The 23,290-nt window shown below is 72.4% G+C and carries 22 protein-coding genes and 2 tRNA genes; 9 read left to right on the top strand and 15 right to left on the bottom strand.

Going from position 1 to position 23,290, the window contains the following annotated elements; all coding sequences use genetic code 11:
- Positions 1-6: 6 nt before the first annotated feature.
- The 3 genes from ID804_RS08990 to ID804_RS09000 form a co-directional block, all read right to left on the bottom strand.
- Complete coding sequence (locus ID804_RS08990; RefSeq protein ID WP_317451238.1) at positions 7-369, bottom strand: histone-like nucleoid-structuring protein Lsr2; 363 nt, start codon at positions 367-369, stop codon at positions 7-9.
- A gap of 228 nt (positions 370-597) precedes the next feature.
- Positions 598-1,242, bottom strand: coding sequence for a LuxR C-terminal-related transcriptional regulator (locus tag ID804_RS08995; RefSeq protein ID WP_169079309.1), 645 nt, complete (start codon positions 1,240-1,242; stop codon positions 598-600).
- A complete protein-coding gene (locus ID804_RS09000) occupies positions 1,239-2,525 on the bottom strand; it encodes a PspC domain-containing protein (RefSeq protein WP_317451239.1) in 1,287 nt (428 codons plus the stop codon). The genes ID804_RS08995 and ID804_RS09000 overlap by 4 nt, the downstream gene beginning before the upstream one ends.
- 114 nt (positions 2,526-2,639) lie before the next feature.
- Between ID804_RS09000 and ID804_RS09005 the strand changes: the two genes are divergently transcribed.
- The 6 genes from ID804_RS09005 (at position 2,640) to ID804_RS09030 (ending at position 8,082) form a co-directional block, all read left to right on the top strand.
- Positions 2,640-4,193, top strand: a complete 1,554-nt coding sequence (locus tag ID804_RS09005; RefSeq protein ID WP_169079305.1) for a PspC domain-containing protein — start codon at positions 2,640-2,642, stop codon at positions 4,191-4,193.
- A complete protein-coding gene (locus ID804_RS09010; protein WP_169079303.1) occupies positions 4,190-4,453 on the top strand; it encodes a hypothetical protein in 264 nt (87 codons plus the stop codon). The genes ID804_RS09005 and ID804_RS09010 overlap by 4 nt, the downstream gene beginning before the upstream one ends.
- Positions 4,454-4,563: 110 nt before the next feature.
- Positions 4,564-5,445: an ABC transporter ATP-binding protein gene (locus ID804_RS09015; RefSeq protein ID WP_169079806.1), complete on the top strand. Its 882-nt coding sequence runs from the start codon at positions 4,564-4,566 to the stop codon at positions 5,443-5,445.
- Entirely contained in the window at positions 5,442-6,260 is an 819-nt protein-coding gene (locus ID804_RS09020) for an ABC transporter permease (protein ID WP_169079301.1), read from the top strand. The genes ID804_RS09015 and ID804_RS09020 overlap by 4 nt, the downstream gene beginning before the upstream one ends.
- Entirely contained in the window at positions 6,257-7,468 is a 1,212-nt protein-coding gene (locus ID804_RS12425; RefSeq protein ID WP_169079299.1) for a sensor histidine kinase, read from the top strand. Before ID804_RS09020 ends, ID804_RS12425 begins: the two co-directional genes overlap by 4 nt.
- Positions 7,465-8,082, top strand: coding sequence for a response regulator transcription factor (locus tag ID804_RS09030; protein WP_169079296.1), 618 nt, complete (start codon positions 7,465-7,467; stop codon positions 8,080-8,082). Before ID804_RS12425 ends, ID804_RS09030 begins: the two co-directional genes overlap by 4 nt.
- A 9-nt stretch (positions 8,083-8,091) precedes the next feature.
- On the opposite strand, the gene ID804_RS09035 is transcribed toward ID804_RS09030, so the two are convergent.
- The 4 genes from ID804_RS09035 to ID804_RS09050 are packed head-to-tail and all read right to left on the bottom strand — an operon-like array spanning position 8,092 to position 10,983.
- Positions 8,092-9,213, bottom strand: a complete 1,122-nt coding sequence (locus ID804_RS09035; RefSeq protein ID WP_188219187.1) for a UDP-N-acetylmuramate dehydrogenase — start codon at positions 9,211-9,213, stop codon at positions 8,092-8,094.
- Between the two features lie 5 nt (positions 9,214-9,218).
- Positions 9,219-9,632, bottom strand: a complete 414-nt coding sequence (locus ID804_RS09040; RefSeq protein ID WP_169079294.1) for a MaoC/PaaZ C-terminal domain-containing protein — start codon at positions 9,630-9,632, stop codon at positions 9,219-9,221.
- Positions 9,629-10,078: an FAS1-like dehydratase domain-containing protein gene (locus ID804_RS09045; protein WP_317451240.1), complete on the bottom strand. Its 450-nt coding sequence runs from the start codon at positions 10,076-10,078 to the stop codon at positions 9,629-9,631. Before ID804_RS09045 ends, ID804_RS09040 begins: the two co-directional genes overlap by 4 nt.
- Before the next feature lie 20 nt (positions 10,079-10,098).
- Positions 10,099-10,983: an aminoglycoside phosphotransferase/kinase family protein gene (locus ID804_RS09050; RefSeq protein ID WP_169079292.1), complete on the bottom strand. Its 885-nt coding sequence runs from the start codon at positions 10,981-10,983 to the stop codon at positions 10,099-10,101.
- 395 nt (positions 10,984-11,378) lie between these two features.
- On the opposite strand from ID804_RS09050, the gene ID804_RS09055 reads away from it, so the two are divergent.
- Both ID804_RS09055 and ID804_RS09060 read left to right on the top strand, forming a co-directional pair.
- The gene (locus ID804_RS09055; protein ID WP_169079290.1) at positions 11,379-12,038 is read left to right on the top strand and encodes a hypothetical protein; all 660 of its coding nucleotides are present in this window, start codon (positions 11,379-11,381) and stop codon (positions 12,036-12,038) included.
- Between the two features lie 67 nt (positions 12,039-12,105).
- Complete coding sequence (locus tag ID804_RS09060; protein WP_169079288.1) at positions 12,106-12,738, top strand: LysE family translocator; 633 nt, start codon at positions 12,106-12,108, stop codon at positions 12,736-12,738.
- A gap of 271 nt (positions 12,739-13,009) precedes the next feature.
- Here the strand turns inward: ID804_RS09060 and ID804_RS09065 are convergent.
- The 6 genes from ID804_RS09065 to ID804_RS09090 all read right to left on the bottom strand — a co-directional run bounded on the left by ID804_RS09065 (position 13,010) and on the right by ID804_RS09090 (position 19,121).
- Positions 13,010-13,083: transfer RNA gene (locus ID804_RS09065), tRNA-Met, on the bottom strand.
- A 33-nt stretch (positions 13,084-13,116) separates the two neighbouring features.
- Positions 13,117-13,188: transfer RNA gene (locus ID804_RS09070), tRNA-Thr, on the bottom strand.
- A gap of 94 nt (positions 13,189-13,282) precedes the next feature.
- Positions 13,283-15,145 (bottom strand): glycoside hydrolase family 13 protein, encoded by a 1,863-nt coding sequence (locus ID804_RS09075; protein WP_317451241.1) that lies wholly within the window; start codon positions 15,143-15,145, stop codon positions 13,283-13,285.
- Positions 15,142-16,122 (bottom strand): sugar ABC transporter permease, encoded by a 981-nt coding sequence (locus ID804_RS09080; protein ID WP_169079286.1) that lies wholly within the window; start codon positions 16,120-16,122, stop codon positions 15,142-15,144. The genes ID804_RS09075 and ID804_RS09080 overlap by 4 nt, the downstream gene beginning before the upstream one ends.
- Before the next feature lies 1 nt (position 16,123).
- The gene (locus ID804_RS09085; RefSeq protein ID WP_169079284.1) at positions 16,124-17,761 is read right to left on the bottom strand and encodes an ABC transporter permease subunit; all 1,638 of its coding nucleotides are present in this window, start codon (positions 17,759-17,761) and stop codon (positions 16,124-16,126) included.
- A 106-nt stretch (positions 17,762-17,867) separates the two neighbouring features.
- Complete coding sequence (locus tag ID804_RS09090) at positions 17,868-19,121, bottom strand: sugar ABC transporter substrate-binding protein (RefSeq protein ID WP_169079282.1); 1,254 nt, start codon at positions 19,119-19,121, stop codon at positions 17,868-17,870.
- Between the two features lie 252 nt (positions 19,122-19,373).
- On the opposite strand from ID804_RS09090, the gene ID804_RS09095 reads away from it, so the two are divergent.
- The gene (locus ID804_RS09095; RefSeq protein ID WP_169079280.1) at positions 19,374-21,071 is read left to right on the top strand and encodes a glycoside hydrolase family 13 protein; all 1,698 of its coding nucleotides are present in this window, start codon (positions 19,374-19,376) and stop codon (positions 21,069-21,071) included.
- 85 nt (positions 21,072-21,156) lie between these two features.
- Here the strand turns inward: ID804_RS09095 and ID804_RS12430 are convergent, their stop codons facing one another.
- Both ID804_RS12430 and ID804_RS09105 read right to left on the bottom strand, forming a co-directional pair.
- Positions 21,157-22,200 (bottom strand): M23 family metallopeptidase, encoded by a 1,044-nt coding sequence (locus tag ID804_RS12430; protein ID WP_169079278.1) that lies wholly within the window; start codon positions 22,198-22,200, stop codon positions 21,157-21,159.
- Positions 22,201-22,434: 234 nt separating this feature from the next.
- A complete protein-coding gene (locus tag ID804_RS09105; protein WP_169079276.1) occupies positions 22,435-23,250 on the bottom strand; it encodes an inositol monophosphatase family protein in 816 nt (271 codons plus the stop codon).
- Positions 23,251-23,290 lie beyond the last annotated feature (40 nt).

Consider the following 23,290-nt stretch of genomic DNA (forward strand, 5'->3'; position numbering starts at 1 on the left):
GGGATGCTATTTCGCGGCGGCGTAGGCCTCGCGGATCTCCGCGGCGATGCGGCCGCGGTCGCCCACGGGGTAGCCGTTCGCCTGAGCCCACTCGCGGATCGCCTGCGTCTCGGCGCTGCTGCCGGCCGAGGCGCGCTTGCGGCCCCCGCTCGACGCGCGCGCCGCAGGAGCCGCCGCACGAGCGGAGCTCGCCGAGCGCGCCTTGGCGATGAACGGCGCGAGCGCCTCGCGCAGCTGGGCGGCGTTCGCGCTCGTGAGGTCGATCTCGTAGTGCTTGCCGTCGAGGCCGAACGAGACGGTGCCGCCGTCGCCCTGGCCGATGATGGTGCCGTCGAGGTCGTCGACGAGCTCGGTGGTGATTCTCTTCACAATTGCCCCTCTTATTCCGGTGAGCGGTGGTGCGCCGAACTGCGGCGCGGACCGAAAAGCGTGGATGCCCGAGAGCGATATCGAAACACGCTCCGGCGGCGAGCGTATTCGCTCGACGCGCTCCCACAGTAATGCTTTTCACAGGGCTAATCCGCGACATTTGCGTGAGCGCTCGTCAATTCCGGGAGAATGCGCAGGAAAGCGCCTCGGCAATTGTCGGCGCTGCGGTCAGAGCAGTTTGCGCTCGAGCGCCCAGGCCGTGAGCTCGTGCCGGCTCGAGAGCTGCAGCTTGCGCAGCACCGCCGAGACGTGGGATTCGACCGTCTTCACCGAGATGAAGAGCTCGGCGGCGACCTCTTTATAGGCATAACCGCGCGCGATGAGCCGCATGACCTCGCGCTCACGGGCGCTCAGGCGATCGAGCTCGTCGTCATCGGCCGCCTGCTCGCCCGCGACGGCGCCGAAGGCGTCGAGCACGAATCCCGCTAATCGCGGTGAGAACACCGCGTCGCCCCCGGCCACCGCCGAAATGGCGCGCGCCACCTCGGCACCCGACGAGCCCTTCGTGATGTAGCCGCGCGCGCCGGCCCGGATGACGCCGACGACATCCTCGGCCGAGTCGCTCACGCTCAGCGCGAGGAAGCGCACGCGATCGAGCAGCGCGGCGCTGCGCCGCAGCACCTCGGCTCCCCCGCCGCCCGCGCCGCCCGGCAGGTGCACGTCGAGCAGCACCACTTCGGGCTCGAGCGCGGCGATGCGCTCGACGGCCTCGTCGACGGTCGCCGCCTCGCCGACCACCTCGACCTCGGCCCCGAGGTCGGCGCGCAGCCCCGACCGGAAGATGGAGTGGTCGTCGACGATGAGCACTCTCACGGGGCCTCCTCGGGGGCGGGCGACGGGGCGGGACGATCGGCGAGCGGCAGCCGCAGGGCGACCTCGGTGCCGGAGGCGAGCCGAGTGACCGTGGCGGAGCCGCCGTGGCGCGCCATGCGGCGGACGATCGACTCGCGCACCCCCAGCCGGTCGGCCGGGATCGCGGCCGGATCGAAGCCGGGGCCGCGGTCGCGCACCCAGAGCTCGAGGGCATCCGCCCGCAGCTCGACGTAGACGCTCACCTCGCCGCCAGCGTGGCGCGCCGCGTTGAGCATCGCCTCGCGCGCAGCGGCGAGCACCGGTTCGAACTCGCGGCCCGTGAAGTCTCCCGTCGTGACGACGTCGAAGCGCACCGGATGCTGCAGCTCGATCTCGAGCGCGGCCTGGCGCAGCTGCGCCGCGAAGTCGGCGTCGGAGGGCCGCGTGCCGGCGAACAGCCAGTCGCGCAGCTCGCGCTCCTGCGCTCGGGCCAGGCGCGCCACCTCGCTGCCGGGCTCGGCGCGGTTCTGGATGAGCGCGAGCGTCTGCAGCACGCTGTCGTGCAGGTGGGCGGCGACCTCGGCGCGGCTCTCCTCGCGCGCCCGCGCCGAGCGCTCGGCGAGGATCGTCGACCACAGGCTCAGCAGCAGCGGCGCCACGAGCACGGCCGCACCGCCGATGATCATCATGACCGCGACGATCGCGGTGGTGGCGCTCGGGTTCGCGCTCAGCACGAGCACCGCCGTGACGATGAGGCCGCCCGCCGCGATCGAGCGGATGGCGACCCCCGCCCGCTCGCCGCGGCCCGGGTCGTGCCGGTCGAGCAGCAGGCTCCAGGCGACGGATGCCCCGGCGAGCACGAGCGTCGTGAACGCGGCCTCGACGGGGTCGGCCCGGTCGCCGGTCACCGCGGCGACGATCGTGACGAGCCCGGCGACCCCGGAGGCGATGAGCAGCAGCAGCGCGCCCGGCACCCGGCGGCGCACGGCGAGGGGCGCATCCGATCGCGCCGACACCGGGTCGTCGCCCGGCCTCTCGCCGCGCAGCGGCGTGAGCGCCCACAGCCAGACGTACAGCAGCGCGCCCCCGCCGCCGAGCACGGCGCCGACGACGAACAGGGTGCGCACGAGGCCGACGCGCCAGCCGAGATGCTCGGCGAGCGCGACCGAGACGCCGCCGACGACGACCTCGCGGGGGCGGGCGAGCGGCGGGCGGGCGAGCGGCGGGCGCGCAGCCGGCGCGGTGGCGCGCGGCGCGGTCGAGTCGGCGGCGCGCGGCGCGGTCGAGTCGGTCGCGGCGGTCACGCGTTCAGTGAACCACCCGAGCGCCGACCGGGGGATGCCCGGAGCGAGGAATCGGGGACGGATCAGGGTGAACCCCGATGGTGCGGGTGTCCCCCGGCGCGGGAGCATCGCAGCATGACCACCTCCCCTCCGCCCCCCGGCACCCCCGCCGGCGCCCCGCCGAGCGGCGGCGCCCGCTTCTTCGGCTGGCTGCGCTCGCTGCAGCTCACGCGCGAGCCCGGCTGGCTCGGCGGCGTCGCCGCCGGCATCGCCCTGCGGCTGCGCATCGACCCGCTCATCGTGCGCGGCATCCTCGTCGTGCTCGCCATCTTCGCCTTTCCCGTCGCCCTGCTCTACGCCGTCGCGTGGGCCTTCCTGCCCGACGTGACGGGCAAGATCCACGCCGAGGAGGTCTCGCGCGGTCGCGTCGAATCCGGCTTCGTCGGCGCGGCGATCCTGTTCGTGCTCGCCCTGCTCGGCCTCGGTGACGGCGGCCCCTGGTTCTGGGGCTGGGGCGCACCCGGCTGGGGCGACGGAGGCGACTGGGTCGGCTACGGCTGGGGCGGCGGCTGGGTCGCAGCCCTGCTCGGCCTCATCTGGACGGCCGCCATCCTCGGCAGCATCGTCTGGCTCATCGTGTGGCTCGTGCGACGGTCGAAGAGCTCGCAGGGCGCGCACGGTGGCGCCGCGGGCGCCCCGCAGGGCGCGACGACGGCGACGTTCGTGGCGCCGGCGAGCGCCGCATCCGCGGGCACGCCCTCGACGTCCGCGACGACCCCGCCGACCGCGACAGCCGCGGCGGATGCCCCGACCGACGACGTGCTCAGCGCCGACGCCACCGCGACCACCCCGCTCGACGGCGACCTCGCCGCCTGGCAGGCGCAGCAGGCGGCCGACCGCGCGCAGCGCGACGCCTACGCGGCCGAGCAGGAGGCTCGCCGGCAGGCGGAGGCCGAGCGCCTCGCCGCCGAGCGCGCCGCACGCGCCGCTGAGTACGAGCGGCACCGCTCGCTGCGCCGCCGCCAGCGCCCCAGCCCGCTGTACACGCTCGCCGCGGCAGGCCTCGCCCTGCTCGCCGGCGCGACGACGACGCTCGTGCTGGGCGGCGACGACATCCAGCGGCCTGACGTCACGATCGGGCTCGCCGTCGCCCTCGCGGTGCTCGGCGCGGCGATCGTCATCAACGGCGTGCGCGGCAAGCGCGCCGGCGGCTCGACGGGCTGGGCGGTCGTGACCCTCATCGCCCTCGTCATCGCGGGGGCCACCCCGGGCGCGGGCAGCGAGCTGCGGTTCGTCGGCTCGGGCGCCTACACGCCGCTGTTCACCGACGACGACGAGCAGGTCTTCGTGGTGGGGGCGGGCTCGACGCTCGTCGACCTCTCCGACTACTGGGAGGGCACCGATCGCGGCGAGAACCTCGACGGCACTGTCACCGTCGTCTCCGGCGCGGGCGACATCACGGTCGCGCTGCCCGACGAGGGCTCGGTCGAGTGGGAGATCGTCGCCGGGGCGGGCAGCACCGCGCTCGTGACCGACGACAGCCCGACCGGCGACGTCGAGCGTCGCATCCCCCGCGACGGCGGCTACTCCGAGAGCGGCGAGACCGAGCGGATGCTCACTCTCGAGGTCATCTCGGGCGCCGGCGACATCCTCTTCACCACCGAGACCCCGGAAGGACTGGACCGATGAGCGCGGACACCACGGACCTGCAGGCCCCCCTCGAGGAGCCGCTGCGGCCCCTCGTCGCGACGATCGTCTGGGGCGTCATCGTGCTCGGCATCGCGGCGCTCGCGCTCACCGGCGAGCTCGGGCTGCTCGACGAGCTGCCCAACGGCGCCGTGCCGATCATCATCATTGCCGGGCTCGGAGCCCTGCTGGTGATCGGCGCGATCGTCGGGGCGATCACCTCGAGCGGCCGGCGCGACGAGCGCGGAGCATCCGGCGCCTGATCGTCGATGACGGCCGCGACGGGCCGGCCTCCCTCCACCGATCGGTGGAGGCGGGGTCGGCCCGTTCGGCTGTTGTGGCACGCCGGGACGGCGGCCAGAGTAGAGCCATGATCACGACCGAGAACGTCGTCGCGGTGCGCAACCTGCGCAAGGAATACGGCGAGAACGCCGCGCTCGACGGCGTCAGCTTCGACATCCACCGCGGTGAGACCTTCGCCCTGCTCGGCCCGAACGGCGCCGGCAAGTCGACGGCCATCGAGATCCTCGAGGGGTACCGTCGGCGCAGCTCCGGCGAGGTGAGCGTGCTCGGTCGCGACCCGGAGAAGGGCGGCCTCGACTGGAAGGCGCGGCTCGGCATCGTGCTGCAGAGCTCCGGCGAGACCGGCGCCGTGACGGTGCGCGAGCAGCTGAGCCACTTCGCCGCCCTCTACCCGAACCCGCGCGACGTCGACGAGGTGATCGCCGCGGTCGGGCTCGAGGCGAAGGCGGGGTCGCTCATCCGCAAGCTGTCGGGCGGGCAGCGGCGGCGCGTCGACGTCGCCGTGGGCATCATCGGCCGGCCCGAGCTGCTCTTCCTCGACGAGCCCACGACGGGCTTCGACCCGGAGGCGCGGCGCGACTTCTGGGCGCTCATCCGGCGCCTGCAGGGCGAGGGCACGACGATCCTGCTCACCACCCACTACCTCGACGAGGCCGCCCAGCTCGGCGACCGCGCCGGCGTCATCGCGAAGGGCCGCATGGTCGCGCTCGCTCCCATCGACGAACTGGGGGGCGCGGATGCCCGGGTGCCGGTCGTGCGCTGGCTCGAGGGCGCCGCCCTCCGCGAGGAGCGCACGCAGCGCCCCGGCGAGCTCGTCGCGGCCCTCGTCGCCCGGCTCGGCGCGGAGCCCGACGGCCTCGAAGTGATCAGGCCGAGCCTGGAGGACGTCTACCTGTCGCTCGTCGGCCGCGAGCACGCCGACGACCTGAGCCCCGTGGAGGTGGCCTCGTGAGCGGCGTCACCCGCGCGCTGCGCCTCGGCGCGCTGCGCATCGGCTACGAGGTACGGGCGTATTTCCGGCAGGGCGACACGGTGTTCTTCACCTTCCTCTTCCCCGTCGTCATGCTCACGATCTTCTCCGTCTCGTTCAGCGAGGCGAGCTTCGGGCAGACCGCCGACGGCGACGACATCACGGCGGCCTGGTTCTTCCTGCCGGCGATGCTCGCCGCGGGCGTGCTGCTGAGCGGCCTGCAGAACCTCGCCATCGACATCGCGCTGGAGAAGAGCAACGGCACGCTCAAGCGCCTCGCCGGCTCACCGCTGCCGATCGTGAGCTACTTCATCGGCAAGATCGGGCAGTCGCTCGTCACCGGCACCGCCCAGGCGCTCGTGCTGCTGCTGCTCGGCTTCACCGTCTTCCAGGTGCCGCTGCCCGAGGAGCCGGAGCGCTGGCTCGACTTCGCGTGGATCTTCCTGCTCGGCGTCATCACCTCGGCGATCCTCGGCATCGCGCTGTCGGCGGTGCCGCGCTCGGGGGCCTCGGCGACGGCCGTCGTGATCCCGATCACACTCGTGCTGCAGTTCATCTCGGGCGTCTACCTGCGCTTCAGCGACCTGCCGGAGTGGCTGCAGAACGTCGCGGCGGTGTTCCCGCTGAAGTGGATGGCGCAGGGCATGCGCAGCGTCTTCCTGCCCGACGAGCTCGTCGCGCTCGAGCAGAACGAGAGCTGGGATCTGCCCGGCATCGCGATCGCGCTGCTGATCTGGCTGGTCGCCGGGCTTATCCTGACGCGGCTCACCTTCCGCTGGATCCGGCGCGACTCGTGACCGCGACGCGCCCGCACCCTCCCCGCCCCCGTGTGACGTGGTGGGATGCGGCCGTGCTCGGCGTCTCCGGGCTGCTCGCCGTGCTCCTGCTCGCGCAGACGAGCTCGGCGCCGCGCATCGCACTCGGCCTCACGGGCCTCGGCCTGCTCGTCGCCACGTGGCTCGTGCTCGGACGCCGCGGCCCGGCTTCGCCCACGGCCCCCGTCTTCGTCGTCGTCGCGGCGATCGCCGCGGGCGTCGCCGTCGCCGGGTACCCGACGCTGGCCATCGTGCAGGTCGTCGTCTACCCGATCGCGTGGGTCTACGCCGCGAACCTGCGGCGGGCCGTCGCGTTCAACGTCGTCGTCGCGACCTCGGTCGCCGTCGGGTTCCTCATCTCGCTCGGCACCGGCCCCGGCGCCCTCGCGCAGACCGGCCTCTCGACGGCGCTGTCGCTCGGCTTCAGCCTCGCCATGGGGCTGTGGATCACGCGCACGACCGAGCTCGGCGAGCGCAACGGCGCCCTGCTCGCCGAGCTGCAGGGCGCGCAGCAGCAGATCGCCGCCCTGCATCGAGAGGCCGGCGCCGCGGCCGAGCGCGAGCGCCTCGCGCGGGAGCTGCACGACACCATCGCGCAGGATCTCACGGGCCTCGTCATGCTCGCTCAGCGCGCCCGCCGCAGCGGCGGCGACCCCGACGTGCTGGCCCTCATCGAGGACGTCGCGCGCGAGACCCTCGGCGAGACCCGCGCACTCGTCGCCGCCGGCACCGCCGTCGCGGGCGCGACCGCCGCCGAGAGCCCCGCCGAGGCCGCTGAGCGGCTCGACCTGGACGGCGCGCTCGACCGCCTCGCCGCGCGCTTCGAACGGGAGACCGGCGTCATCGTCGCCATCGCCCGGCCGGAGCCCGGGGAGGCGACCGGCCCCGGTCTGCCGCGTGACGTCGAGGTGGTCGTGCTGCGGTGCGCGCAGGAGGCGCTCGCCAACGCGCGCAAGCACGCCCGGGCATCCCGCATCGAGATCGCGGTCGGGCGCACGCCCGACGCGGTCACCCTGCGCGTCGCCGACGACGGCGTCGGCTTCGACCCCGCCACCGCGCGCGACGGCTTCGGGCTCGCCGGCATGCGCGACCGGCTCGCGCTCGTCGACGGCTCGCTGCGCGTCGACAGCGCGCCAGGGCGCGGCACCGTGCTCGGCGTGCGGGTGCCCGTCGCGGGGGTCGCCGCGTGATCCGCGTGCTCGTGGCCGACGACCACGCCGTCGTGCGCGCCGGCATCGTCGCCCTGCTCGACGAGCACGACGACATCGACGTCGTCGGGCAGGCCGCCGACGGGCTGGCCGCCGTCGAGGAGGCGCGGCGACTGCGCCCCGATCTCGTCGTCATGGACGTGCGGATGCCCGGCGCGACGGGCGACGAGGCGACGGCGCGGATCCGAGCCGAGCTGCCGGGCACGCGCGTGCTCATCCTCACCACGTACGAGACCGACGCGACCATCCTCGCCGCCATCGAGGCGGGCGCGAGCGGCTACCTCCTGAAAGCCGCGCCCGCCGATGAGATCGTCGAGGGCGTGCGCTCCGTCGCGCGAGGCGAGACCGCCCTCTCGCCCGCGATCGCCGCGCAGCTCGTCGCCCGACTGCGCGCCCCCGCCCCCGTCGAGCTGACAGCCCGCGAACTCGACGTGCTGCGCCTCGTCGCCGCCGGATGCTCGAATCGCGTCATCGGCGAGCGCCTGTTCATCGGCGAGGCGACCGTGAAGAGCCACCTGCTGAAGGCCTTCGAGAAGCTCGGCGTGCACGACCGCACGCGCGCGGTGACCCTCGCCATGGAGCGCGGGCTGCTCTAGACCGCGGGCCTACAACTCCAGGTTCACGAACACCGGTTCGGGGTGCAGCACGACCCCGAACTCGCTCATCACCCGCGTCTGGATGTACCGCGCGAGCTGCGACACCTCCGCCGCCGTCGCCCCGCCGGTGTTGATGAGCGCGAGCGTGTGCTTCTTCGACACCGCCGCGCGCGAGCCCGGCAGGGCGAAGCCCCGCCCGATGCCCGAGCGCTCGATGAGCCAGGCGGCGCTGAGCTTCACCTCGCGCGGGGACTGCTGCGGCGGCATCGCGGGCTCGGCGCCGAGCGGCACGGCGAGCGCCGGGGGCTCGGGGGCGAGCGGCCAGCGCGGAGCATCCGACGGCAGCGACCGGGCGAAGCTCTCGCTCACGATCGGATTCGTGAAGAACGAGCCGGCGCTCACCGAGTTGGGGTCGGCGTCGTCGAGCACCATGCCCTTGCCCGCCCGCAGCGCGAGCACCGCGGCGCGTACGCCGACGAGCGGCGCGCGCTCGCCGATCGCGACGCCGAGCGCCTCGGCGAGCTGGGCGTACTGCACGGGCCGGCTGCGGGCATCCGCGTTTTGCTCGAGGGCGAGGTCGACGCTGAGCACGACGGCGCGGGTGCCGCCGTGCTTGAGCACGCTCGTGCGGTAGCCGAGCTTGAGCTCAGGCGCCGGGATCACCCGCCGCTCGCCGTCGTCGTCGAGCACCTCGACGGCGATGAGGCTCTCGGCGACCTCCTGCCCGTAGGCGCCGATGTTCTGGATCGGGGCCGCGCCCGTCGAGCCGGGGATGCCCGACATCGCCTCGAGCCCCGCCCATCCGTTCTCGACGGTGAGGGCCACGAGCGCGTCCCAGTCCTCGCCCGCCTGCACCCTGATCCGCACCGGCCGACTCGAGCCGGGCGCGTCGGGCAGTCGCTCGACGCCGCGCGTGAGGATGCGGATGACCGAGCCGTCGACGCCGGCGTCGCCGACGACGACGTTCGAGCCCCCGCCGAGCACCATCCAGTCGTCGCCGGAGGCCTCCGCCTCGCGCACCGCCGCGACGAGCTCGTCGGTCGTCGTCGCCTCGACGAAGCGCGCAGCGGGGCCGCCGACGCGCAGCGTCGTGTGAGCGGAGAGCGGCTCGTGCTCGCGGATCGTCGGCATGGCGGCTACAGCGCGGTGACGCGCACCTGCGCCTTGCCGAGCACGGTCTGCCCGTCGACGCTCACGGTGAGGTCGATGCGCCCGCCGGTCTCGTCGACCGCGCCGACCGTCGCGACGACGGTCACCGTGGCGCCGTCAACGGGATCGACGACGATGGGGCGCGTGAACCGCACCTGGTAGTCGCTGACCCAGCCGCGGGCATCCAGCCAGTCGACGACCGGCTGCACGGCGAAACCCATCGTGAGCATGCCGTGGGCGAGCACGCCCGGCAGACCGACCGACGCGGCGACGTCATCGCGATAGTGGATGGGGTTGAAGTCGCCGCTCGCACCGGCGTAGCGCACGAGGGTGTCGCGGCTGATCGCGTAGGTGCGCTCGGCGACGACCTGGCCGACCTCGAGCTCGAGTGCACCGCTCATGCGTCCTCCCCCCGCACGACGAGGGTCGAGACGCTCGTGACGACGTGCGCGCCGTCGGCGTCGACCATGCTCGTCTCGCTGGTAATCATGCTGTTGCCGCCGAGCGTCTTGATGCTCGTCACGCGCAGCGTCGCCGTGAGCTCGTCGCCCGCGACGATCGGGCGCGAGTAGCTGAAGCGCTGGTCGCCGTGCACGACGCGGCTGAAGTCGATGCCCGCATCGGGCTCGGCGAGCAGCTGCTGCAGCGTGGCCTCGGCGACGACGATCGGGAAGGTCGGCGGCGCCACGACGTCGGCGAAGCCGGCGGCGCGCGCGGCCTCCGGGTCGTGGTGCAGAGCGGCCGTGGCGAGCACGGCGCGCGCGAACTCGCGCACCTTCTCGCGCCCCACCAGATAGGGCGCGACGGGCGCGAACGCGCGCTCGGTAAGAGCGGGGTTCACGGGCACCGAGCCAGTCTAGGCGGGGCTCAGTACAGCGTCTCGCCGAGCAGTCGGTCGAGCATCTCGCGCCCCTGCGCGGCGAAGGCCGCGTCGTCGTGCTCGAGCGCCCAGGCGATCGTGGCGACCGCCTGCACGGCGTGGAAGCAGTGCAGGACCGCCTCGTCGCGCGCGTCGGGGCGGCGGCCGTAGCCGTCGAGGAACACCTCGCGCAGCAGCGGGGCGTCGAGCCACTCGCGCTGCTCGAGGCGGAACAGGTCGACCGCCCACGGCTCGAACTCGACGGCGGCGAAGTCGATGAGGCGCACGTGCTCGTCGGGGCCGAGCATCCAGTTGCGCGGGGAGTTGTCGCGATGGGCCGGCACCAGCGGCAGCGGCCCGAGGTCGAGCGAGCCAGCCGCGATGCGCTCGGCGATGTCGAGCTCGGCCTCGGTCACGGCGTCACCGACCCGGTCTGCCCAGTACGCGAACTTCGCCATCAGGGTGTCGCCGAAGTGGTCGTTGACGACGGCCGGCGTCGAATCGTGCAGGCGCCGCAGCACCTCGCCCGCGCGACGATGCACGGCCGGGTCGTGGGCCGCCTCCGTGCCGTCGACGACCTCACCGGGCACGCGCGAGACGATCAGCAGCTGCAGCCGATCGTCGCTCGCGACCAAGCGCGGGGCGTCGCCGCCGAGCGCGGGCACGTACCGCTGGTACGCCTCGAGCTCGCGGTGGTAGTTGCGGCCGCCGCGGTGCCACTTCACGATCGCGTGCTCGTCGCCGCGCGTGCGCACCTCGACCACGCGGGCCTCGCCGTGCGGCCACGACCGGTCGATAACGACCTCGACGGGCCCGAGCACGCGGGTGACGCGGTCGAGCGCCTCCGCGTCGGAGGCGAGCTCGGCGACGGCGCTGTCGGGGATGCGGTACACGGGGTCCCTCCGGTGGGGCGGCGCTGCGCTGCGGCGGGTCAGGGGAGTCGAGTCAGGGGAGTCGAGAACGGACGAAGCCCCGGTCGCCGTGTGGCGCCCCGGGGCTTCGTGAAGTCACTGACCGATGACTACTGGCAGCTCTCGCACTGCAGCAGGTCCATCGGGTCGACGGGCACCGCGTAGCCGCCGACGGTCTCGTTGTCGTTGTCCATGTGCGGACCTCCTGTCGAATCTGTGGCCGGCTTCCCGCCGGTGGAGCATCACTATATAACGGGAATGACAGGGATGTCATTCCCCCAGATCTAGTGTTTCGGCGTGTCGCGCCCTTTTCTCGCGGATGCTCGGCGCGCGCCGCGCACGGGCCCCACCGAGCCCGCCCCGCGTAGCCTGGGCTCATGCGCCTCTGGCCCCGCCGCGCCCGCCCCGAGCGGCCGCCCCGGCCCGCGCCCGCGCGCCCCTACGAGTCGCTCGACAACCTCGAGCACCTCGTCGACGAGGGATACCTCGTGGCCGCCGCCGCGATGCGCCTGTCGACGAAGAACGGCATCATCCTGACCACCCTGCGCGACGGCGGCTCGTGGAACGAGGCCGCCGCCATCGAGCTCACCCGCCAGGCGGCCGACACGCTCATCGCCGAGCTCACCGAGACGGCCGCGCGCCTCACGCGCGAGAGCGAGCGCGCCGCACCCCTCGACCTCGCCCTGCTCGACGCATCGGACGAGCCAGGGGGGCGCCGGCCGAGCCGCACCGAGCGCGCCCGCCTGCGCCGCGAGCGCCGCCGGCTGGAGCGCCAGCGCGAGGAGGCCGAACGGCTCGTCGCCCGCACCCGCACCGTGCTCGGCGTCATCGACCGCGTGAAGGCGGCCCGCGACGATGACGAGCAGCTGCGCCAGATCGCCCTGCGCGCCCGCGACGACACCCTCGCCGAGCTCGTGCAGGCCCGGCTCATCCCGCGCGCGACGAAGGTGCGCCAGACGGAGGAGCAGCAGCGCGAGGCCATCGCGGGCGTCAAGGCCGACCTCGCGCGGCTGCTCGAGGAGCGCACGGGCTACTGAGCCGCGCGCCGGCTGCTGAGCCGCGCGCCGCACCGACCCGCACGCGGCCCCGGCTAGCATCGCGCTCGTGACCGTCACCGAGGCCCTCTGGCAGTTCGCGCTCGTCGCCGCGCTGCTCACGATCACCCCCGGCATGGATTCCGCGCTCGTGCTGCACGCCGCCATCCGCCACGGGCGCGGCCCGGCGTTCGCCGCCGGCGCCGGCATCTGCGTCGGCGCCCTCATCTGGGGTGTCGCCGCAGCACTCGGGCTCTCGGCGCTCTTCGCCGTCTCGGCCGTCGCCTTCACGGTGCTCAAGGTCGTCGGCGCGCTGTACCTCATCTTCTTGGGGGCACGGATGCTCTGGGCGGCCTTCCGCGCCGGCCCCGCCCACGACGCGACCGTCGCGATCGCGGCACCGGGCATCCGCGCCGCCGCCGTGAAAGGGCTGCTCACGACGCTGCTGAACCCCAAGGTCGCGGTGTTCTACGTGGCGGTGCTGCCGGCGTTCCTGCCCGAGGGCGTGCCGACCGCGCTGTTCGGAGCGCTATTGGCGAGCATCCACGCCCTCGAGAGCATCGTGTGGTTCACGGTGCTCATCCTCGGCGCGCAGGCGCTGCGGCGCTGGATGGCGAAGGCGTCGACGCAGCGCGGCATCGACGTGGTGACGGGGCTCGCGTTCGTCGGCTTCGGCGCGGCGCTCGCGTTCACCGAGCAGTAGCGGCGCCGGGCACTGGTCGCGCCCGCGTCCCGCACCCGCGCGGGCAGTCGCACCCTCCGTACACCACACGGTTCACGGCACACACTGCGCTCGGGGGCGTGTGGTGTGCCCGAAACAGTGGTGAGTGTCGCGGCGCGCGTGCGACTCGCGCGGCGCGGTCGGCACGTGGGCGCCGACCGCTAGGCAGGCACCGCGGGCCAGGCAACGCAGTACGGAGCGCGCCGCGCGCAACAACGGCGAGCGCCGCCGAGCGACACGAGAGAAGAAGCTGTAGCGAGGGCGGGACTCGAACCCGCGACACCACGATTATGAGCCGTGTGCTCTAACCACCTGAGCTACCCCGCCGGGCAGGACGCCCGCGCGCGGCGGGAGTTCCAGAGCCCCGAGTCAGGATTGAACTGACGACCCCTTCCTTACCATGGAAGTGCTCTACCACTGAGCTATCGGGGCGCTGCCCCGGCCGTACGGGCCCGGGGCACCAGAGAAGATTAGCACCCGCGACGGCGGGGGTCGAAACGGCCGGGGAGGCCCTCGACTGCGCGCGTCAGCGGGGCGGCGGAACCTCCTCCGAGCCGAACGCGGGCACGGCGACGCCGGGCAGCGACCACGCGCTGAAGGCCATCCCGGTCGACCGGATGCGCGCATCCGCCAGCTCGCCCGTGCCGGTCAGGCGCGTGGCCGGGCCCTCGATCGCGGAGGCCGGCAGCACGATGTCGACGTCGTCTCGCGCGGCGCATACGAGCACGCTCTCCTCGGCGGTCTCGCGCACGAAGACGAGCGCGTCGTCGCTCGCGTGCAGCCACCGCAGGCCGCCGTGGCTGAGCGCTGGGTGCACGCGGCGCAGCGCGATGAGCGAGGCGTACAGGTCGATCGTCTCGGCGTGCTCGTCGTAGCGGTTCCACGGCATGGTGGTGCGCGAGTGCTCGCCGTTGGTGCCGGTGTGGCCGAACTCGTCGCCGGCGAAGACGACGGGGATGCCCGGCAGCGTCATCGACAGACCGACCGCGACCGGCACGGCGCCGGGCCGCGCGTAGGTGGCGAAGCGCGCGGTGTCGTGCGTGTCGAGCGCGTTCATCGTGCACACGCGCGTGCGCCACGGGAACGCGGCGGTGAAGCGCCGGTGCGACTCGTAGACCTGCTCGCCCGTCAGCTGCGGGATCTGCTCGTACGGCAGACCGAAGAACCACTCGCGCGAGCCCGGCTCGGTCAGCCACGACCACACCGGTCGGGTGAAGCTCGGGTAGGTCATGGCGCCGTGCCAGGCGTCGCCCTGGAAGTCGCTCGCCGCGTCGTTCGTGACCTCGCCGAACAGCACCGTGTCGGGGTTCGTCTCGATCATGGTGCGACGCAGCGTCTGCCGCACCTCGGCGTTGAGATCCTCGTCGCGGTAGCGCCCCGTCATGTTGGCGACGTCGATGCGCCAGCCGTCGAGGCTGAACGGCGGCTTGAGCCAGTGCGCGACGACCGAGTCGGGCCCCTCGATGAAGCGGCGACGCAGCTCGCGCGAGTTCCAGTTGAACTTCGGCAGGCTGGGCACGCCGAGCCACGACTCGTAGTCAAGCTGCGCGTCGTCGAGCCAGTAGTAGAACTCGCTCTCGGGCGCGCCGGGGTTGCCGCGGGCGGCCTCGAACCACTCGTGCGCATCGCCCGAGTGATTGCTGGTGAGGTCGCCGATGACGCGGATGCCGCGCGCGTGCGCGGCCTCGACCAGGCGCACGAGCGCCGCATCGCCGCCCAGCACCGGGTCGACGTGGTGGAACGAGTGCGCGTCGTAGCGGTGGTTCGACCGCCCCGGGAAGATCGGCGTCAGGTACAGCAGGGTCACCCCGAGCCGCTCGAGGTGGTCGAGGTGCTCGGTGACGCCGTCGAGGTCGCCGCCGTAGAACTGCACGGGCGTCGAGGGCCCGTGACCAATGGGCTCGTCGTCCCAATCGGCGGGCTCGGCCCACTCGGGCACGGGTCGAGCGTCGGCGGCGGCCGATCGCGCGAAGCGGTCGGGGAACACCTGGTACATGACCTGCTCGCTCGCCCAGGCCGGCGGCGACGCGTAGGTCACGAGCCGGAAGTCGTCGTCGTCGCGCGGCTCGAGGTCGCTGAGCCCGGCGCTCGTGAGCCACTGCGACCGCCCGTCGGCCCGCGCGACGAGCCAGCGGTAGCCGTGCACGGGGTTCTCGACGAGCACCTCGGCCTCCCACCACTCGGCCTGCGGCGTCGCGGCGACGCGCACGGCCTGCGACCAGCGCGGCTCGTGGTTGGGGTTCGAACGCACGGTGACGGCGGCGACGGCGCCGTATTCATGGGGGATGCGCATCCGCACCCGCACGGCCTCGCCGAGCTCGGGAGCCGGCGTGGAGACGTAGAGCGAGCTGCCGTCGTGGTGGGGTTCGCTCGCGAGGTCGAGGCTCACTTCACCGAGCCGGCCGTGAGGCCGCCGACGATGTACTTCTGCAGGTAGAGGAACAGCGCCATGACGGGGATCGCCGCGAGCACCGCACCGGCGGAGAAGATCGCCCAGTTGCGCGAGGTCTCCTGCGAGACGAACTGGTAGAGGCCCACCGCGAGCGTCTGCGTCTGCGGGTCGGTGAGCATGATCGAGGCGATCACGAACTCGCTGAACGTGCCGATGAACGACAGCAGCCCCACGACGGCGAGGATCGGCGCGACCAGCCGCAGCACGATCGTGAAGAAGATCTGCGCGTGGCTCGCGCCGTCGAGCTTCGCCGCCTCGTCGATCGAGATCGGGATCGTGTTGAAGAAGCCGTACATGAGGTACGTGTTCACGCCGAGCGCGCCGCCGAGGTAGACGAGGATGAGGCCCGCCTGCGTGCCGATGCCGATCTGCGGGAAGATCTCGCCGATGCCCGACATGAGCAGGAAGATCGCGACGACGCCGAGCAGCTGCGGGAACATCTGCACGAGCAGCAGCGTCAGCAGGCCGACGCGGCGGCCCGTGAAGCGCAGCCGCGAGAACGCGTAGGCGGCGAGGGCCCCGAGGAAGACGGTGCCGGCGGCGGTCACGAGCCCGATGACGAGGGTGTTGAGGAACCACGCCGCGTACGGCTGCTGCGGGCGCTGGAACAGCTCCACGTAGTTGCTGAAGTCGATCGTGCGGAACAGCTCGTTCGAGCCGACGAGCGTGCCCGTCGGGTTGAGCGAGGCCGAGAGCACGTACAGCAGCGGGAACGCCGCGAACACGAGCATGACAATGCCGATGAGGTGGCGCCAGCCGGTGTCGAGGAACCACCGCACGAATCCGCGCCGACGGCGCACCGGGATGGCGCGCGAGGCGGGCGGTGCCGCGTCGGTCGCCTGCGAGCCGGCGACGAGCGGGTTGAGACGGTCGGCGACCTGGCCGCCCTGCTGGGGGTTGAACGGGTTCGACATGTCAGTTCAGCTCCTCGAGGGCCTTCGTCTTGCGGAAGGAGACGATCGAGATCGTGGCGACGATCAGGAAGATGAGGATCGCGAAGGCGCTCGCGAGGCCGTAGTCGCGACCGGTGCCCTCGCCGAAGGCGACCTTGTACACGAGCGTGATGAGGATGTCGGTCGCGCCCGCGTCGACGCCCGCCGTGACGTCGCGTGGGCCGCCGCCGGTGAGCATGTAAATGAGGTTGAAGTTGTTGAAGTTGAACGCGAAGCTCGAGATCAGCAGCGGCGCGACCGACACCAGCAGCAGCGGGAACTTGATGAGGCGGAACACCGCCCAGGGCCGCGCGCCGTCGACGGTCGCCGCCTCGGCGAGCTCCTCAGGGATCGACTGCAGCGCGCCCGTGCAGATCAGGAACATGTACGGGAAGCCAAGCCACAGGTTGACGAAGAGGATGCTGAACTTCGCCAGCCACGGATCGGTCAGCCACGGGATGCTCGCCCCGCCCAGCAGCACCTGGTTGAAGAACCCGAACTGCTGGTTGAAGAGCCCGAGGAAGACGAGCGCGGAGAGGAAGCCGGGGAAGGCGTACGGCAGCACCATGATGACGCGGTAGATCTTCTTGCCGCGCATGTGGGGGGCGTTGAACACGATCGCGAGGAACAGACCGAGGGCGAAGGTCGACGCGACCGACAGGATCGCGAAGGCGAAGGTCCAGACCGTCACGCTCAGCAGCGGGCCTCGAATGTCCTCGTTCGTGAAGGCGCGCACGAAGTTGTCGAAGCCGACGTCGATCTTCCAGCCGGGTTGGAGCTCCTGGCCGGCGTCGCTGACGAAGGCGCCCTCGCCGCCGTCGCGGTACACCGTGCCGCCGGTGGTGTCGGTGAAGGTGTCGGAGGCCTCGTCGTAGACCAGGTCGGAGGTGTAGACGTAGGCGTTCGAGCCGTCGGGCGTGCGCAGCGCGCCGTCGTTCGGGTCGTCGCTGAGGGGCACGCTGAGGTCGGCGATGAGCGACTGGTTGGCGAGCAGGTCGCCGAACGCGAGGCTGTTCCAGCCGGCGACGCCGACGGCCTTGCCCGTGCTGTCCTCCTCCGCGTCGACCTCGTCGAGCGGCTGGTCGGGCGTGCCGAGCAGCGTCTCGCCGTCGGGGTCGGTGACGAGGAAGCCGTAGGTGCCCAGCTGCTCGACGACCGTCAGACGGTACGTCGGCGAGTCGGGAACGCGCGTGAGGGAGTTCGCGATGATCGACTCGATCGCGTCCTCCTTCGTGGAGTTGTGGCCGTCGCCGTAGTTGGTGAAGGCGATGTAGCCGCTGTAGCCGACGACGAAGATCTGGAAGAGCGCCAGGAAGAACACGCCGGGCGCGAGGTACTTGGCCGGCAGCCAGCCCGGGCGCAGGTAGATGAGATTGATGACGACCGTCACGACGGCCGCGATGCCGAAGACGAGCCACGACTCCTGCATGACGAGCACGAACATCGCGAAGAGCGCGATCGCGTCGACGATGCCGAGCAGCACGATCTTGATGAGCAGGCCGCGCAGGCTCTGCCCGCGCGAGCGCCGTGCGCTGCCGCCCGACGTCCGTGGGCGGGGCGCCGGCGGGTCGACGGGCGGGGCGGTCTCGGGCGCCGCGGCGCCGGGGGTCGTCGTGCTCATGGTTCTCCGAGTGGTCGTCGTTGGCCCTCACGGTCGTGCCGGGAGCCTAGCCCTCGCAGGAGCGAGGGGCGAGGGCTCCCGGCACGCCGTGTTCAGTGCGGGGTGATCAGCCCGTGATCTTGCCCTGGATGCTCGCGACCATCGCGCGCCACAGCTCGACCGGGTCGCCCTGGCCGTTGATGATCGCGACCTCGGTCGAGCCCCAGTCGCTCCACACGACGTCCATCGCGGGCACGTTGGGCATGGGCACGCCCTCGGCGCCGACCGCACCGAAGGCGGCGACGTCGGCGTCGGACTGCGCGGCCTCGAAGGCGCTCAGCAGCGCGGGAGCGCGGCCGCCGACCTCGTAGAGCGCGGTCTGCACTTCCTCGGTGCCGATGTAGTTCACGAGGAACTCGTTGGCGGCGAGCTGGTTCTCGCTCTCGCTCGAGATGTAGAAGCCCTGCACGCCCACGAACGGCGTGGCGGTCTCGCCACCGGCCGAGGGGATCGGGTCGATCGCGTAGTTGATGCCGGCCTCCTTGATGGCGGGCAGGTTCCACGGACCGGTCAGGAAGTAGCCCGACTTGCCGGCGACGAACTCCTCGCGGGCGATGTCGCCCGAGATGTTCGTGTTGAGGATGCCGGCCTGGCCCCACTCGCGCAGCTTGACCGCGAAGGCCTCGCCGCCCTCGTTGCCGAGCGCGAGCGTGGTCGGGTCGTAGGTGCCGTCAGCGGTGATCTCGAAGACCGGGGCGCCGAACGAGGCCTGCAGCGGGTACAGGTGGTAGGGGTCGGCGGCGGCCGGGTCGAGTCCCACGAGGAAGGGGTACTCGGCGGCGCCCTCGGCGACGGCGGCCTGGCCGGCGGCGATGAGGTCGTCGAAGGTCGCGGGGGCCTCGGGAGCAATGTCGGTGTTGCGCAGCAGCGCGATGTTCTCCACCGAGTAGGGCAGGCCGTAGGTCTGACCCTCGTAGCTCATGGCGGTCACGGCGACCTCCTGGAACTCGCTGGCCTTGTCGCCGAGCTCGAGCGGCGCGACGACGCCGTTCTGCACCAGCTTGCCGAGCCAGTCGTGGGCGCCGACGATGATGTCGGGGCCGTTGCCCGTGGGGGCCTGCGTGATGAAGTCGTCGCGGATCGCGCCGAAGTCCTTCGTGACGAGCTCGACCGAGACGCCGCGCTCCTCCTCGAAGTCCGCGGCGACGTCCTCGAGCACTCCCGCGCGGTCGGCGTCGACCCAGACGGTCAGCGAGCCCTCGAACTGGGGCTCCTCCGAGCCGCCACCGTTCTCGCCGGCGGGTGCGGCGCACCCTGCGAGGACGACGGCCGTCAGAGCCAGCGCCCCCGTGATCGTGAAGCTGCGTGAGGTCACCTTCATCGGTGTTCACCCTTTCCTGTGCGGACGGCCTCGTCGCCGGACGCGCTGCCGGTGCTCGCTGCGGAAGCGGTCACCTCGCCCAAGAGGCCATTCTCTTGATGTGCCTGCATCTGCAAGCGCTTCCATTAGAGCAGGCGTTCGCGTTCCCCACAACTCCCCCGTTCCGCGCGATCCGTTCGGAAATCGCACAGCTGGCGCCAGGCTTAAGTGCAAACGCTTCCATATCAGACGAACTGGCGTAGGGTGCTGTTCATGTCTACCGACACCACCCCTACCACCACACTCGCGAGCGCTCGCGAAGCATCCACACCGGGTTCGGAATGGTGGCGCTCCGCCGTCATCTACCAGATCTATCCCCGCTCGTTCGCCGACGCCTCGGGTGACGGCATCGGCGACCTCGCCGGCATCACCGAGCGACTGGGCTCGCTCGCCGCGCTCGGTGTCGACGCGGTCTGGCTCTCGCCGTTCTTCCGTTCGCCGCAGAAGGATGCCGGCTACGACGTGGCCGACTACTGCGACGTCGACCCGATCTTCGGCACCCTCGCCGACTTCGACGCCCTCCGCGATCGCGCGCACGAGCTGGGGCTCCGGGTCATCGTCGACCTCGTGCCGAACCACTCCTCGAGCGAGCACCCCTGGTTCCAGGAGGCCCTCGCGGCGGGCCCCGGCTCGCCCGAGCGCGACCGCTACATGTTCCGCGACGGCAAGGGCGAGCACGGCGAGCTGCCGCCCAACAACTGGCCCTCCGTGTTCGGCGGCGCCGCCTGGACGCGCGTGACCGAGGCGAACGGCGAGCCCGGTCAGTGGTACCTGCACATCTTCGACAGCTCGCAGCCCGACTTCAACTGGAAGAACCCGGTCGTCTGGGAGGAGTTCCGTCGCATCCTGCGCTTCTGGCTCGACCGCGGGGTCGACGGCTTCCGTGTCGACGTCGCGCACGGCCTCATGAAGAAAGAGGGGCTGCCCGACATCGCCGACGCCGCCGGCTCCGACAACATCGCCGACGCGCTCATGTCGCCGGAGGACGTGCCCTACTGGGCGCAGCCGGCCGTGCACGAGGTCTACCGCGACTGGCACCAGGTGCTCGCGCAGTACGAGGGCGACCGCGTGCTGTGCGCCGAAGCCTGGGTCGAGCCGCTGTCGAAGGCCGCACTCTGGGTGCGCTCGGATGAGATGCACCAGGCCTTCAACTTCAGCTACCTCAGCACTCCGTGGAACGCCGCCAAGCTGCGCGCGGTGATCGACGAGTCGATCGACGCCTTCACGGGCGTGGGCGCGCCGAGCACCTGGGTGCTCTCCAACCACGACGTCGTGCGCCACGCGAGCCGCTACGGCCTGCCCGAGCACACGGCGGGCCCGAACGCGGGCATCGGCCCGAACTCGCCCGACAAGCCCGACGCCGCGCTCGGCCTGCGCCGCGCGCGCGCCGCGACCGCGCTCATGCTGAGCCTGCCCGGCAGCGCCTACCTCTACCAGGGCGAGGAGCTCGGCCTGCCCGAGGTCATCGAGCTCGACGACCACGTTCGCGAAGACCCGACCTTCCACCGCACGGGCGGCGAGGCCTACGGCCGCGACGGATGCCGCGTGCCGATCCCGTGGGAGGCCGACGCCCCGGCGTTCGGCTTCAACGACTCCGGCGCGAGCTGGCTGCCGCAGCCCGAGACGTTCCGCGCCTACGCGCGCGATCGCCAGGAGGGCGTGGAGGGCTCGACGCTCGAGCTGTACCGCTCCGCGCTCCAGCTGCGGTCGCAGCACGAGCTCGGGCTCGGCTCGGTCGAGTGGCTCTCGGGCTACGGCGACGAGGTCGTCGCGTACCGCAACGGGCAGGTGACCGTCATCGCCAACCTCGGCCAGACGCCCGTCGAGCTGCCCGCGGGCGACGTCGTGCTGGCGAGCGCCGACATCTCGGGCCGCGCCCTGCCGACCGACACCACCGTGTGGATCGCCTGAGGGTCGTCCGCTGAGACGCAGAAGGGCCCCGGAGCGATCCGGGGCCCTTCTCGTTCGTCTCGTGCCGCGCGGGGCGCGGCCGCCGCTAGCTCGCGTTCTGCGTGAGCCAGGCGAAGGGGTCGACGGGCACGCCGTCGAGTCGCACCTCGAGGTGCAGGTGCGGGCCGGTCGAGGCGCCCGTGTTGCCGACGAGTCCGACGAAGTCGCCCGCCTTGACCTCCTGGCCCGGCACGAGCGGCGAGCTGCCGGTCTCCATGTGCGCGTAGAGGGTCGTGACCTTCTGGCCGTTGATGACGTGGTCGATGAACACGTGCGTGCCGTACGACCAGCCCTCCTGCAGATCCGACACGACGCCGTCGGCGACCGCCTGGATGGGCGTGCCGTAGCCCGGGGTGAAGTCGGTGCCGCGGTGGTAGCTCGAGCAGCCGCGGCAGGGGGCGACGCGGTCGCCGTAGCCGGAGCTGATGGTCGTCGCGAAGGGGAACGGCCAGCGCACCGCACCGGTGCCAGTGGTCGTGTAGGTGAAGTCGCGGTTGCCGTACTTGGCGCGCAGGATCTCGGCGTACGAGGTGACCGTCCAGTCGTCGCGCGTCGCGGCGGGAGCGGCGGCCGTCGTGGCGGCGGCGCTCATCTCGAGCACCTGCGCCGGCTCGGTCGTCTTCGCGGCGGAGGCGACCGTCGCGAGCGAGGTGAGGCCCGTGGCCTCGGCCACCTCGCCGGGGCGGAAGAGCGCGTTGGCCGGCACGGTCGTGCCGATGAGCAGACCGGCGACCGCGAGCATCACGGTCGGCGGCAGGGCGCGACGGGCGACGCGGCGCAGCATGGGGACCCGCGAGGGGTGCGAGCCGTGGCGCATCGTGGGGCGCGCTGCCCTCGCGGCGCGAGCGGGCTTGGCCGATCGAGCCGGCTTGGCCGACGCGCGCTGCGAGCGTCGCGTCGGTGCGGCGGCGGCCCGCTCGGCCTCGCGAAGCGCCCGTCGGCTGGTCGCGGCGACCTGCGCCGCGGGCAGCACGATCGCCTCAGTCGAGGGAGCCTCACGGTCGCTGAAGCCGAGGGACTCGAGACTTCCGGTGATGCTCGAGGGGGCCTCGGAGGGCCGCCCGGCCATCGGATGGAGCTCGTCAGTCACGCGTGGAGAAACCTTCGCTGTCGTCGAGCGGCCGCACGGAACCCCGGTCGAGGTGCGACCTCGAGCACAACGGGGATCCGAGCATCCGCTCTGGAACGGGTTCATCCGTGACGATCGGGAGCCGATTATCACGGATTGGTAAAGCCTAACCGCCGGACGGTGAATCCTCCAGTCCACTCCCGGAATCGGATTCACCCCCGAACGGGGGCCGCGACGACGATACCGGACGCGCGGTCAGGCGCCCGCCTCGATCACCAGCCGCTCCAGCTCGGGGGCGAGGCCGGGGTGCGCGGCGAGCAGGAAGTCGCGGTCGGGCTGCCGCTCGCCGGCGCCCTTCACGATCGCGCCTGCCTCCCGAGCGATGAGGGCTCCGGCCGCGTGATCCCACGCGCTCAGGGTGCGCTCGAAGTACCCGTTGGTGCGCCCCGAGGCGACCGCGCACAGATCGAGCGACGCGGTGCCCATGCGTCTGATGTCGCGGATGCGCGGCAGCAGGTGGGCCATCGCGGCGCCCTGCTCTGCTCGCGTCGCCGCCGAGTAGGCGAAGCCCGTGCCGATGAGCGCCTCCGGCAGCGGCACCGGCTCGGCCACCCGGATCGGCCGCCCGTCGAGGAGCGCGCCCCCGCCCCGACGGGCCGTGAACAGCTCGCCTGTCGCCGGGTTCAGCACGACGCCCGCGACCGCGCTCCAGGTCTGCGGGTCGGGCTCGCCCTCGACGACCGCGATGCTGACCGCGTAATGAGGGATGCCGTAGAGGAAGTTGACCGTGCCGTCGATCGGGTCGACGACCCAGGTGAGGCCGCTCTCGCTCGCGCCGCGCCCACCCTCCTCGCCCAGGAAGCCATCGAGCGGACGCGCCGCGAGCAGCCGCGCGCGGATCAGCGCCTCGCTGTCGCGGTCGACTTGCGTTACGACGTCGACGGGCGACGACTTGCGGTCGGCGACCTCCACCCCCGAGCGCCGCGCGGTCACGACGAGCTCGCCCGCCTCACGGGCGACGTCGATCGCGAGCTGGAGGAGGTCATCGGCGAGCGCGTCGGTGGTGGCCATGCGGCGATTCTCGCAGGGCAGGGTGGGCGCGGCGAGGCGC

This window comes from Microcella alkalica (assembly GCF_014595885.1).
GTDB lineage: Bacteria > Actinomycetota > Actinomycetes > Actinomycetales > Microbacteriaceae > Microcella > Microcella alkaliphila_B.